Source organism: Bradyrhizobium sp. WU425, from assembly GCF_021052305.1.
Lineage (GTDB): Bacteria > Pseudomonadota > Alphaproteobacteria > Rhizobiales > Xanthobacteraceae > Bradyrhizobium > Bradyrhizobium canariense_D.
In genome coordinates this window covers 4,436,187-4,448,890 of sequence record NZ_CP088089.1, presented here as the reverse complement: position 1 = coordinate 4,448,890, position 12,704 = coordinate 4,436,187, and the positions used below count along the sequence as shown (strand labels likewise).

7 protein-coding genes and 1 pseudogene are annotated in these 12,704 nt (G+C 63.4%); 6 read left to right on the top strand and 2 right to left on the bottom strand.

Annotated features, from left to right (window positions below):
- Nucleotides 1–3: 3 nt before the first annotated feature.
- A complete protein-coding gene (locus BcanWU425_RS21530) occupies nt 4–1,695 on the bottom strand; it encodes a Na/Pi cotransporter family protein (protein WP_018457786.1) in 1,692 nt (563 codons plus the stop codon).
- Between the two features lie 133 nt (nt 1,696–1,828).
- A complete protein-coding gene (gene metC / locus BcanWU425_RS21525; RefSeq protein ID WP_018457787.1) occupies nt 1,829–3,013 on the bottom strand; it encodes a cystathionine beta-lyase in 1,185 nt (394 codons plus the stop codon).
- A 395-nt stretch (nt 3,014–3,408) separates the two neighbouring features.
- Between metC and BcanWU425_RS21520 the strand changes: the two genes are divergently transcribed.
- From BcanWU425_RS21520 to BcanWU425_RS21495, 6 genes and pseudogenes are all read left to right on the top strand, one after another.
- Entirely contained in the window at nt 3,409–4,425 is a 1,017-nt protein-coding gene (locus BcanWU425_RS21520) for an amino acid ABC transporter substrate-binding protein (RefSeq protein ID WP_085349835.1), read from the top strand.
- 25 nt (nt 4,426–4,450) lie between these two features.
- Complete coding sequence (locus tag BcanWU425_RS21515) at nt 4,451–5,656, top strand: amino acid ABC transporter permease (protein ID WP_085394800.1); 1,206 nt, start codon at nt 4,451–4,453, stop codon at nt 5,654–5,656.
- Complete coding sequence (locus tag BcanWU425_RS21510) at nt 5,653–7,173, top strand: amino acid ABC transporter permease (protein ID WP_018457790.1); 1,521 nt, start codon at nt 5,653–5,655, stop codon at nt 7,171–7,173. The genes BcanWU425_RS21515 and BcanWU425_RS21510 overlap by 4 nt, the downstream gene beginning before the upstream one ends.
- Before the next feature lie 11 nt (nt 7,174–7,184).
- Nucleotides 7,185–7,922, top strand: a complete 738-nt coding sequence (locus tag BcanWU425_RS21505; RefSeq protein ID WP_210350879.1) for an amino acid ABC transporter ATP-binding protein — start codon at nt 7,185–7,187, stop codon at nt 7,920–7,922.
- 100 nt (nt 7,923–8,022) lie between these two features.
- Nucleotides 8,023–10,262, top strand: a pseudogene (locus BcanWU425_RS21500) (tetratricopeptide repeat protein).
- A gap of 125 nt (nt 10,263–10,387) precedes the next feature.
- Nucleotides 10,388–12,628, top strand: a complete 2,241-nt coding sequence (locus tag BcanWU425_RS21495; RefSeq protein ID WP_204511166.1) for an O-linked N-acetylglucosamine transferase, SPINDLY family protein — start codon at nt 10,388–10,390, stop codon at nt 12,626–12,628.
- Nucleotides 12,629–12,704 lie beyond the last annotated feature (76 nt).

The following is a 12,704-nucleotide window of genomic DNA, read 5'->3' as shown; positions in this document are numbered from 1 at the left end:
AGGCTAGCGCGGCAACGCGGACGCCGCGCCCGGCGCGGGCAGGGCGGCGGTCTCCGCTTCGTGCCTGCGATGGGGCTCCCCGGCCGCGTCGAGCACGGGATAGGCGACCGAGCAGATATGCGAGTGGATGCGGCGCAGGTCCCGCAGCACGTCGAGATGCAGCGACGTGGTTTCGATTGTCTCGGGGCGGCCCTCGCGCAGGCGGTCGAGGTGGCGCTCGACGGCGGCAAGCTCGGTATTGCGCAGCGCAGTCTTCTCCACCAGCAGCTTGCGCGCCTCGTTGGCGTCGCCCGACATGAAGACGCCGAAGGCGATGCGCAGCGAATCCATCGTGCGCTTGTGGAAGGCGGCGAGCTCCTCGGCGCCCTCGGGCGAGAACTGGAAGCGACGCTTGATCTTCTTGGTCGCGAGCTCGCTCAGGCTCTTGTCGATGATATCGCCGATATGTTCCAGATTGATGGCGAAGGAGATGATCTCCATCGCGCGCCGGCCCTCGCTCTCGTCGAGGCTGCCGCGCATGAGTTTAGTCACGTAGAGCTTGATGGCTTCGTCGAGGCCGTCGACGATGTTGTCCATCTTCGAGACCTGGTCGACCAGCGCACGGTCGCCGCTCATCATCGCCGCCATCACCTTGCGCAGCATGATCTCGACGAGATCGCCCATGCGCAGGGTTTCGCGGCCGGCATCGGCCAGCGCCAGCGACGGCGACTCCAGCGCGGTTTCGTCGAGATAGCGCGGCCGGGCCGGATCGGCCTCCTGAACACGATCGGGCAGGAGCCGGGTCAACAGGCGCGACACGGTATCGAGCAGGCCGATGAAGATGATGGCCGTGCCGACGTTGAAGGCGATATGAAACGCCGCCGTCATCCTGGCGAGATCGGGCTGCCAGGCGTGCATGTGCTCGGCGATCGGGCCCAGGAAGGGCAGGACCAAGGCGATCCCGATCACGCGGTTGACGAGATTGCCCACCGGCAGGCGATAACTGGCGGGATCGTCACGCTTGGCGCCTTCGAATACGGGATTGATGGCGCTGCCGAGATTGGCGCCAAGCACCAGTGCGAGCGCCGCGTAAGGCGAGATGAACTGCGAATAGGCGAGCGACATGATCAGCAGCACGCTGGCGACGCTCGAATGCACCGCCCAGGTGACGAGCGCCGCGATCACGATGCACAGAACGGGATCGCCCGTGATGGAGGACATCACGATGCGGACGCCCGGCGCGTTCTCGGCCGGCGCCAGCGTGTCGAGCAGGATGTGCAGCGACAGCAGCATCAGCCCGAGGCCGATCAAGACACGGCCAACGTCCTTGATCCGTGAGCGTGGACCCACGCGGAAGGCGACCAGTCCGAGCACGAACAGGACCGGCGCGACGGCGGCGATGTTGAACGACAGCACCTGCACGATCAACGTCGTGCCGACATTGGCGCCGAGCATGATGGCGAGCGCGGTGACCAGGCTGAGCAAGCCCTCGGCTGCGAACGAACTCGTGAGCAGCGCGGTCGCGGTGCTGCTCTGGAGCAGGGCAGTAAGGCCGAGACCGGCGGCGAACGCGTTGAAGCGGTTACCAAGCGCCTTGCCGAGGAGCCGTCGCAAGTCCGGGCCAAAGGCGCGCAGAATCCCGCTGTGGACCATGTGCAGGCCCCACAGCAACAGCGCCACGCCGCCCATCAGATCGAGCAGTACCAACGTTCCCATGCTCCGTGTCCGGATTGGAGTCGATTGGTGAGGCTAGCGCCAAATGCTTGAGGTTCAAACCATTTGTTGGCGCGTCGGCGTTAACGTTTGCGGCTTCTGCACGTTCCCACGGCGTGATGCCTTGTGAGCAGGCTCACATTGCTGCCTTGAGGGCAGCGAAGCCGCGATCGAGGTCGGCCTTGAGGTCGTCGACGCTTTCGAGCCCGATATGCAGACGCAGCGTCGGGCCGCCCGGCGACCATGTCGTGGCGGTGCGATAGGCGTCGCAATCGAAGGGAATCGCCAAGCTCTCGAAGCCGCCCCAGGAAAAGCCCATGCCGAACAGTTTGAGCGTATCGAGCATGGTGTCGACCGCCTTCTGCGGCGCCGGCTTCAAGACGATGCTGAACAGGCCCGAAGCGCCGGTGAAGTCGCGCTTCCAGATCGCATGACCCGGATCGGTCTCGAGCCCCGGATGCAGCACGCGCGCGACCTCGGGACGGCTCGCAAGCCAGCGCGCCATGTCGAGCCCGGAGCGATGATGCTGCGCCAGCCGCACCGACAGCGTACGCAGGCCGCGCAGTGCCAGGAAGACGTCATCGGGACCGGCACAGACGCCGAGCAGGCGGATGCCTTCGGCGATCTGCGGCCATGCCCTGGCATTGGCCGAGATGGTGCCGAACATGATGTCGGAATGACCGCCGATATATTTGGTGGCGGCCTGCATGCTGATGTCGACGCCCTGTTCGAGCGAGCGGTGATAGAGCGGCGTCGCCCAGGTGTTGTCGTCGATGACGATCGCGCCGCGGGCATGCGCGACCTCGGCGATGGCGCGGATGTCTGGCATCTCGAACGACTGCGAGCCTGGCGCCTCGACCAGCACAGCGCTTGTGTTGGGCCTGAACAGCTTGTCGATGCCGGCGCCGATCATCGGATCGAAATAGGTGGTCTCGACGCCGTAGCGGGTGAGCATGCCGTTGCAGAAATTGCGCGAGGGCCGATAGACGTTATCGCAGACCAGGATGTGGTCGCCGGCCTTCAGCACCGAGAGCAGGGTGGTCGAGATCGCCGACAGACCCGACGGCACGATGCCGACGCCGGCGCATTGCGGCCCCTCTAGCGTCATCAGCGTCTCCTGGAACGCCTTGGTGGTGGGGGAACCATGGCGGCCATAGGTGAACTCGCCGCGATGGGCGTGCAGGTCCTCGGCGGTCGGATAGAGCACGGTCGAGCCGTGGAACACCGGAGGATTGACAAACCCCTTCTGCGCCTTGGTGTCGCGGCCGGAGGTGACCAGCCGGGTCTCGGCGTGCTGTTCGGAGGGGGGTGAGGAATCCATGCGTCTGCTTTCAAAAGCGCGTTTCCACCAGGCACGCTGCGCCCGCGGGCTGGCCGAAAGGCCGCTGTCGTTAATAACAGAACACAGAAGAGTCCCGTCAACCCCTTGACCCGGCAGGCCAGTCGTTCTGTTATCGCAGGTGCTATTCAGTCGCCGCATGTTGAGGGGCCTGCCGCGACCTTCGATCCATCGCCTGACCGGACCAAGCGCCACAGCCGTAACGGCGGGCGCCTGTCGGCGGGGATTAAGGCAGGGCCTCCCGGGATCGGCGGGTGATCGGCAAGGATTTCCAGCATGACTCTTGCAGGGCTGGTCTTGAGACGGCTAGCCCTGGCAGAGGCGATCGCAAAGACAACGTTCCTGACCTTGAGACGACTTTGAAAGGCCCAAAGCCCATGAAACGCGTAACCCTGGCTCTCTCTCTCGCCCTCGCCGCCGGCCTGTCTGCCCAAGCCGCCGATGCGCAAACGCTCAAGACCGTCAAGGACCGGGGCATGCTGTCCTGCGGTGTCAGTCAGGGTCTGCCCGGCTTCTCCTCGCCGGACGACAAGGGCAACTGGACCGGGCTTGATGTCGACGTCTGCCGCGCGATCGCCGGGGCGATCTTCAACGATCCGACCAAGGTCAAATACGTGCCGCTCTCCGCCAAGGACCGTTTCACGGCGCTGCAATCCGGCGAAGTCGACGTGCTGTCGCGCAACACCACCTGGACCATTTCGCGCGACACCTCGCTCGGCGCCAACTTCACCGGCGTGACCTATTATGACGGGCAGGGCTTCATGGTGAAGAAGTCGCTCAAGGTGAACTCGGCGCTCGAGCTCAACAGCGCGTCGGTCTGCGTCCAGACCGGCACCACGACCGAGCAGAATCTCGCCGACTACTTCAAGGCCAACAACATGAAGTACGAGGTGATCGCGTTCGGCACCAACGACGAAACGGTCAAGGCCTACGAGGCCGGGCGCTGCGACGTCTTCACCACCGACCAGTCGGGCCTGTACGCCAACCGCCTGAAGCTTGCCAATCCCGGCGATCACATGGTGCTCCCGGAAATCATCTCGAAGGAGCCGCTCGGTCCGATGGTGCGCCACGGCGACGACCAATGGTTCGACATCGTGAAATGGACGCTGTTTGCCATGATCACCGCCGAAGAGCTCGGCGTGACCGCGAAAAACGTCGACGAAAAGGCGAAAGGGGAAAATCCTGAACTGAAGCGCGTTCTGGGTACCGATGGCAATTTCGGTGAACAGCTCGGCCTAAGCAAGGATTGGGTGGTGCGCATCGTGAAGGCCGTCGGCAATTACGGCGAAGTGTTCGACCGCAATGTCGGCGCAGGCTCGCCGCTCGGTATCAATCGGGGTCTCAACAATCTCTGGAACAAGGGCGGTCTCCAATACGCCCCGCCGATCCGCTGATCCCGCCTGACCCGCGCTCGCGGCGATGAGCATCGAGGCTCGCAAACCCCCGCCCCAGATCGCGCTGAAGATCAGGCGCGTGCTGGGGGGCAAGACGGGCTGGAACGGCATCGCCGTCCAGTTTGCCTTCGCTGCGATCCTGGGCTGGATTGCCTATGAAATCGTCTCCAACGCCCGCGCCAACCTCGAGAACCAGCATATTGCCGCCGGCTTCGGCTTCCTCGCGAACAACGCCGGTTTCGACGTCAATCAGACGCTGATCTCGTATACCGGCTCGGACACGTTCCTGCGCGTATTCCTGGTCGGGCTCCTCAACACGCTCGTGGTCTCGGTGGTGGGCATTGTGTTCGCCACCTTGATCGGCTTCATCGTCGCGCTGTGCCGGCTGTCGCCCAACTGGCTGCTCGCGCGCATTGGCGAAATTTATGTCGAGATCATCCGCAACTTGCCGCTGCTATTCCAGATCCTGTTCTGGTACCTGGCGGTGCTCGCGGCCTTGCCCAATCCACGACAGAGCATTTCGCTGCTCGGCATAGCTTTCGTCAGCAATCGCGGTCTCGTCATTCCCCGCCCGATCGGCGAGAGCGGCTTCGAGGCGTTTCTGGCGGTGCTGGCCCTCGGCATTGTGGCTTCGGTGGCGTTGCGCATCCATGCGCGCCGGGCGCTGTTCGAGCGGGGTCAGGTGATCCGGATCTGGCCCTATATGCTGGGCCTGCTGTTCGGACTGCCGCTCGTCACCATGCTGGTAGCGGGTCTGCCCTTCAGCTTCGAGCTGCCGCAGCTCAAGGGTTTCAATTTCGCCGGTGGCTCGCGGATCATCCCGGAGTTCGTGGCGCTCACGTTGGCCTTGTCCACCTATACGGCCGCCTTCATTGCCGAGATCGTGCGCGCGGGCATCCTCTCCGTCCACAGCGGACAGATGGAGGCGGGATCGTCGCTGGGCCTGAGCCGCGGCACCACGCTGCGCTTGGTCGTCGTGCCGCAGGCGATGCGCGTCATCGTTCCGCCGCTGACCAACCAGTACCTCAATCTCACCAAGAATTCGTCGCTGGCCGTCGCGATCGGCTATCCCGACCTCGTCTCCGTGTTCGCCGGCACGTCGCTGAGCCAGACCGGGCAGGCCATCGAGATCATCGCCATGACGATGGGCGTGTATCTCCTGATCTCGCTGATCACCAGCGCCGTCATGAGCGTCTACGGTTGGCGCGTCAGCCGGAGTCTCGGCGCATGAGCGATATCACCTCGTCCAGTTTCGTTCGCCGGGATCTTCTGGATGAGCGTCCCGCGCCGGTGAAGACCACGGGCTTCGTCGGCCTGGTGCGGACGCGCCTGTTCAACTCGCCGACCAACATCCTGCTCACGATCGTCGGCGCCTTGCTGCTCTGGTTCACCATCATTCCTTCCGTCAAATTCCTGATGGTCGATGCAGTCTGGACCGGCAAGGATCGCACGGCCTGCCTCGCCGAGAACGCCGGCTTTACGGTCGGCGCCTGCTGGCCCTACATCCAGGCCAAGCTGCCGCAACTGATCTACGGCTTCTACCCCGAAGCCGAACGCTGGCGGGTCAACCTCACGCTCGTGTTGTCAGTAGTCCTGTTGGTGCCGTTGCTCATTCCGCGACTGCCGTCGAAAGGATTGAACGCTGGCCTGTTCTTCCTTGCGTTTCCGGTGGTCGCATTCTTTCTGCTGCATGGCGGCGGCATCAAGGGATTTGGCCTGAGCTGGACCGCTGACCTGCTGCAATTGTTCGACGACAGCATCATCGGCGCTGGGCAGGCTCTGCTCGGTCTCGGCAAGACCTCCTCTGCCGCACCGCTGTTGTGGGTCGTCGGCAATGTCATCGTGCTCGTGGGTACCGCGATCTACTGGCTGATCTTTCCGCTGACCTGGCTGCGTGACCAGTTGCAGGGGACAGGCCAGTCGGTCTGGGCCGATTTCGCCATCACTGCCGCGATCGTCTCACTGATCGCCTTCGTTCTCGGCGGCGGCCTCCGCACCGGGGGGCGGGCCCTCACATCCAGCATCGTCACCTTCGCCGCCATCGCAATCGTGATCAAGCTGATGGGGCTTGATCACGGCGGACTGCCGATCGTGCAGACGAACCTGTGGGGCGGACTTCTGGTGACGCTGGTGGTCTCCGTCACCGGCATCGTCACCTCGCTGCCGATCGGCATTGCGCTGGCGCTTGGCCGCCGCTCGACCATTCCGTTGATCCGGATCTTCTCGATCGCCTTCATCGAGTTCTGGCGCGGCGTGCCGCTGATCACCGTGCTGTTCTTTGCCACCTACATGCTGCCGCTGTTTCTGCCGGGCAATTTCACGGTCGATGGTCTCGTGCGTGCGCTGATTGGAATCTCTCTGTTCACGGGCGCCTATCAGGCCGAGAACGTCCGCGGCGGGCTGGCTGCGATCCCGCGCGGGCAGGGCGAGGCGGCCGCGGCATTGGGGCTGTCCTGGTGGAAGACGACCTCGCTGATCGTGCTGCCGCAGGCGCTACGCCACGTCATTCCGAACCTCGTCAACAGCTTCATCTCGCTGTTCAAGGACACTTCGCTGGTCTCGATCGTGGCGCTGTTCGATCTCCTCGGCTCGCTGCGGGCGTCGTTCTCGGATCCGAAATGGTCGTCGCCATCGACCGCTTTCACAGGGTTCGCCTTCGCCGGGATCATCTACTTCATCTTCTGCTTTGGAATGTCACGCTACTCGCTCTTCGTTGAGCACCGCCTCAACGCTCACCGCCGCAACTGATCGAGGTCACCATGTCCGACCCCATCGTCAAGATTTCCGGCCTGAACAAATGGTACGGCGAGTTTCACGTGCTGCGCGACATCGACCTTGCGGTCGAAAAGGGCGAGCGCATCGTGATCTGCGGCCCCTCCGGCTCGGGTAAGTCGACGCTGATCCGCTGCATCAACGCGCTCGAGGAGTTTCAGGAAGGCGAGATCGTCGTTGACAGCATCGAGCTCGGGCCGAACCTGAAGCATGTCGACGCGGTGCGGCGCGAAGTCGGCATGGTATTCCAGAGCTTCAACCTGTTTCCGCACCTCTCCGTGCTGGATAATTGCACGTTGGCGCCGATCTGGGTGCGCAACATTCCCAAGAAGGACGCCGAGGCGGCGGCGATGAAGTTTCTGGAGCGGGTCAAGATCCCGCACCAGGCCAACAAGTTTCCGGGACAGATGTCCGGCGGTCAGCAGCAGCGCGTCGCGATCGCCCGTGCGCTGACGATGAACCCGAAGGTGATGCTGTTCGACGAGCCGACCTCGGCGCTCGACCCCGAAATGGTCAAGGAGGTGCTGGACACCATGGTCGACCTCGCCGAGGAGGGCATGACCATGCTGGTGGTCACCCACGAGATGGGCTTTGCCCGCGAGGTCGCCAACCGCGTGGTATTCATGGACGCGGGCCAGATCATCGAAGCCAACACGCCCAAAGAGTTCTTCGCAGCCCCGCAGCACGCCCGCACAAAACTGTTTCTGAGCCAGATCTTGCGCTGAGCGCGTGCAATCCGGTGGCGTCGCCGGTCCAACCGACCCGCCAGCTTGGCACCATGCGAATCGGCCAGCCTCTTTTCGGGCCATAGTCCGGAGAGAGACTTTGCAGAGCAGCGCCGGCGCGCGCGCATTCCAGAACGCGCGATTGCAAAAGAAATCGAAGAAGCAGGCGGACGCGCTCATGTCCGCCGCGGTTCAGGCACTCGGGCAGGGCAGATACGCGGAGGTCGAGGCACTCTGCCGCCGGATTTTGACAGAGGTTCCGGATCATTTCGACGCCGCGCACCTGCTCGGCCTGCGCGCGTATGATGGCGGGCGGCTCGAGGAGGCGCAACAATTGCTCGAGCGCGCGACGGCGCTCGATCCGCGTTCGCCCGATGCCCATGGTAATCTCGGGGCAGTGTATTTCACCCTCCAGAGGTTTCAGGACGCTCGCGCATGCCAGGAGAAGGCGATTGCGCTGAAGCCGAACTCTCCGATCGCCTTGACCAATCTCGGCAATACGCTGCTGCACATGGGCCTCGCCGAGCAGGCTATCGAACTGCACGAACGCGCTATCAGGCTGAAGCCGGACTATGCCGATGCATTTTGCAATCGGGGCATGGCGGAGCTGATCGAAGGCCAGTTCCAGCGCGCCAAGGGGAGTTTCGATCGCGCCCTCGCGTTTCAGCCGCGCCACGCGGAAGCGATCGCGGGCAAGGGCATGGTATGCATCGAGCTCCGGCACTACGAAGAGGCGGCCGCAGCGGTCGCGGCAGGGCTCGCGATCAAGCCGGATTCACCGAAGATTCTGGCGCAGCGCGGACGGCTCAATCTCGATCTGTCGCGCCTGGAGCAGGCGCTCGCGGACTTCGATGCGGCGCTGGCGCTTTCACCAAGGCTCGAAGTCGCCTTGCAGGGAAGGGTGCAAGTCAACATTCTCATGGGCAACACGGCTGAGGCGATTGCGGCGGTCGAAACCTTGCTGGAGGAAAATCCGCGATCCGACATCGGAATTGCGCTTTTGGCTTCCTGCTATGCGAGCCAGGGAGACATTGCGACAGCGCTCGAACATCTCGATGCGGGGCTGGCAATCGCGCCTGATTATGCGGACTTGATCGGGCGCAAGATATTCTTTCTGGATTATCTCTCCGAGGCGGATTTTGCGGTCCATCAGGCTGCGCGGAAACATTGGTGGAAAGCGATCGGCGCCAAATTACCGCAAAGGGCGTTGTCGCCCCGCACGCTCGATCCGGACAAGCGGATTTTGGTCGGATATGTCGCGTCCGAATTCAGGAATCACTCGGCGGCGTTCGCTCTGTTGCCGGTGCTGCGCCATCATGATCACGCCAGGTTTGAGATCGTCTGCTATTCGTGTTCGCCGTTACAAGACGAGATAACGGACGAATTCAAGTCGTTGGCGGACGTCTGGGTCGACGCCTGGCAGATGTCGGACGACGAACTGGCCGATCGCATTCAGGCTGACAAGGTCGATATCCTGATCGACGTCTCCGGGCACACCACCGGCAACAGGCTCCATGTCTTCGCCCGCAAGCCGGCCCCGATCCAGGTCTCGGGGTTTGGTCACGCCACGGGCACGGGCCTTCAGACCATGGACTACGTGCTCGCGGATCCCGTCTTCATTCCGCAATCGGCGCGCCATCTGCTGGCTGAAAAGGTCTACGACCTGCCGTGCCTGATCACGATCGATCCCATTTTGGATCTACCTGCATCGGAGCCGCCCATGCTCCGCAACGGCCATGTGACCTTCGGCGTATTCAACCGCATCTACAAGATCTCGGACGAGGCCGTCCGCGTGTGGTCGAAAGTGATGCGCGAGGTGACGGGTTCGAAGATCATTATCAAGCATACTCTGCTTGACGATCCCATGTTGCGCGACAATCTGGTCGCGCGGTTCGTGGCACAGGGCGTTGCCGAGGAGAATGTCACCTGCCTGGGCTCGTCGCCGCGCCCCGAGCACCTGCGGGCGTTTGCGAACGTCGACATATCGCTCGACACGTTCCCGCAAAATGGCGGCGTCAGCACCTGGGAATCGCTCTATGCCGGCGTTCCGGTCGTGGCCAAGCTTGGCAACGGCGCCTCGTCGCGTGCCGGTGGTTCGATCGTGGCTGCGGTCGGTCTCGACGACTGGGTGGCCGAGGACGACGAGGGCTATGCCACGATCGCCTGCAAATATGCGGCGCAGCCGGCGTATCCGGCGAAGTTGCCAGCGAGTTGCCGGCCCGGATCGCAGCGTCTCCCGCCGGCAATGTCGAAATCTACACGCGCAAGGTCGAAGCGGGCTATCGCCAGTTCTGGCGCGACTATTGTGCCGCGGCTGTCGAAGGCAGCGAGGTTGCGTAGGGGACCGGCAGCGCCGGGCCGCTGAGCCCCGGGAAATCCCGGGGGTGTCACCGTGCCAGCTGACCGGCAGGTCGGGCTTGCGAATCAGTTAGACTCTGCCCCGGGCCATCTTCCGGAGAGACACCTTGCAGAGCAGCGGCGGCGCGCGCGCATTCCAGAACGCGCGATTGCAGAAGAAATTGATGAAGCAGGCGGACGCCGTCCTCTCCGCCGCGGCTACCGCCTATGGCCAGGGCCGATATGCTGAGACTGAAGCACTCTGCCGGGAGATCCTTAAAGCGCTGCCCGATCATGTCGACGCTCTGCACCTGCTCGGCATGTGCGCGCATGACGGCCGGCGCCTGGAGGAGGCGCAACAGCTGCTCAAGCGCGTGATTGTGCTCGATCCGCGCCTGCACGATGCCCATAACAACCTCGCGACCGTGCATTTCGATCTCGGCAATTACGAGGAGGCGCGGCGGTGCCAGGAGAGGGCCATCGCGCTAAAGCCGAATTTTGCGGTCGCGCTGACCAACCTCGGCAACACGCTGATGCATCTGGGGCAGTACGAACAGGCGCTCGAGCTGCATGAGCGCGCCATCAAGATCAAGCCGGATTATGCCGACGCGTTCTGCAATCGCGGTATGGTCGAGATTGTGCTTGGACAGATCATGCGCGCCAAGGAAAGCTTCGACCGCGCCCTGCTGTTTCAGCCCCGTCACGCCGAGGCTATCGTCGGCAGCGGCATGGTCAGCATGGAGCTGCGGCACCACGACGAGGCGGCCGCCAAATTTGCCATGGCGCTGGCGATCAAGCCCGGCTCGCCGAGGATCGTGGCCCAACGCGGGCGGCTCAGTTACGAGTTGCAGCGCCTGGAGCCCGCGCTTGCGGATTTCGAGGCGGCGCTTGCGATCTCGCCCAAGCTCGAGCTGGCGCTACGCGGCAAGGCCCAGGCCTGCCTCGTCATGGGAAAGACCGCGCAGGCGATGGCAGCCGCAACGGCCCTGATCGAGCAAAATCCGCGCTCCGAGGTGGGGCTGGCGCTGATGGGCTTCTCTTATTCGAACCAGGGGGACATGGACGCAGCGATCGAGTATCTCGATCGCGCGCTGGCAGTCCGGCCGGACTATGGGGATGCGATCAGAGGAAAGATCTTCCTGGAGGACTACCGCGCCGAGGCCGATTTCGTGGTCCAGCAGGCGGTGCGAAAATCCTGGTGGGACCAGATCGGCTCCAAGCAGCCGCGAAGGGAGTTGCCGAAGCGGCCGCTGGACCCGGAAAAGCGGATCGTGGTCGGCTATGTCGCTGCCGAATTCCGGCAGCACTCCGCGGGGCTCACGCTGCTGCCAGTGCTGCGCCATCATGATCACACTAAATTTGAAATCATCTGCTACTACTCATGGCCGGGCGCGGACGAGTACACCGCCATGTTCAAATCATTGGCCGACGTCTGGGTCGATGCCTGGGGGCTTTCGGACGACGAACTCGCCGATCGTATCCAGGCCGACAATGTCGACATCCTGATCGACGTTTCGGGCCACACGACCGGTAACAGGCTGCAGTGTTTTGCGCGTAAGCCGGCCCCGATCCAGGCCACTGGCTTCGGACACGCGACGGGCACAGGCATGCCGATTATGGACTACGTGCTCGCGGATCCCATTTTCATTCCGCCGTCGGTTCGGCATCTGTTTGCCGAGAAAATCTACGATCTGCCGTGTCTGATCACCATGGAGCCTGTCTCGGATCTGGCGCCTTCGGAGCTGCCGATGCTCCGCAACGGCTACGTCACCTTTGGCGTGTTCAACCGCATCTACAAAATATCGGATGATGCGATCCGTGTGTGGTCGCGCATCATGCGGGAGTTGCCGGGATCGAAGATGGTCCTCAAGCATGGTCTGCTCGATGATCGCCTGCTGCGCGATAGTCTGGTCGCGCGTTTCCTCGCGCAGGGCGTTGTCGAGGAGAACATCACCTGCCTCGGCACCACCTCGCGCGACGACCATCTGGCGGCTTTCGCCCAGGTCGATATGTCCCTCGACACGTTCCCGCAAAATGGCGGCATCAGCACCTGGGAATCTCTCTACAAGGGCGTTCCCGTCGTGGCCAAGCTCGGCATCGGGGCCTCCTCGCGTGCCGGCGCCTCTATCGTGACTGCCGTCGGCCTCGGCGACTGGGTGGCCGAAGATGACAATGGCTATGTCGAGATTGCTCGCAGGTTTGCGTCACAGCCCGATTATCTGGCGAAATTGCGCACGGAATTGCCGGCCCGGATCGCGGCTTCGCCCGCCGGCAATGTCGAGACCTACACGCGGGAGCTCGAGGCGGGTTACCGAAAGTTCTGGCGCGACTATTGTGCCGCCGCCGCGGATAACGCTGACGTTGCGTAGGCGAGGCCCGGGTTGGGCACCGGCATCTTCCGGGGGATTGCCGGGCCGCCTAAACCGGCGGCTCTGGCCGCGAATC

Bases quoted from the DNA above. Each gene is read 5' to 3' on its own strand.
- BcanWU425_RS21505 (WP_210350879.1), top strand. From the start codon at position 7,185: ATGTCCGACCCCATCGTCAAGATTTCCGGCCTGAACAAATGGTACGGC.
- BcanWU425_RS21530 (WP_018457786.1), bottom strand. From the start codon at position 1,695: ATGGGAACGTTGGTACTGCTCGATCTGATGGGCGGCGTGGCGCTGTTG.
- BcanWU425_RS21510 (WP_018457790.1), top strand. From the start codon at position 5,653: ATGAGCGATATCACCTCGTCCAGTTTCGTTCGCCGGGATCTTCTGGAT.
- metC (WP_018457787.1), bottom strand. From the start codon at position 3,013: ATGGATTCCTCACCCCCCTCCGAACAGCACGCCGAGACCCGGCTGGTC.
- BcanWU425_RS21520 (WP_085349835.1), top strand. From the start codon at position 3,409: ATGAAACGCGTAACCCTGGCTCTCTCTCTCGCCCTCGCCGCCGGCCTG.
- BcanWU425_RS21515 (WP_085394800.1), top strand. From the start codon at position 4,451: ATGAGCATCGAGGCTCGCAAACCCCCGCCCCAGATCGCGCTGAAGATC.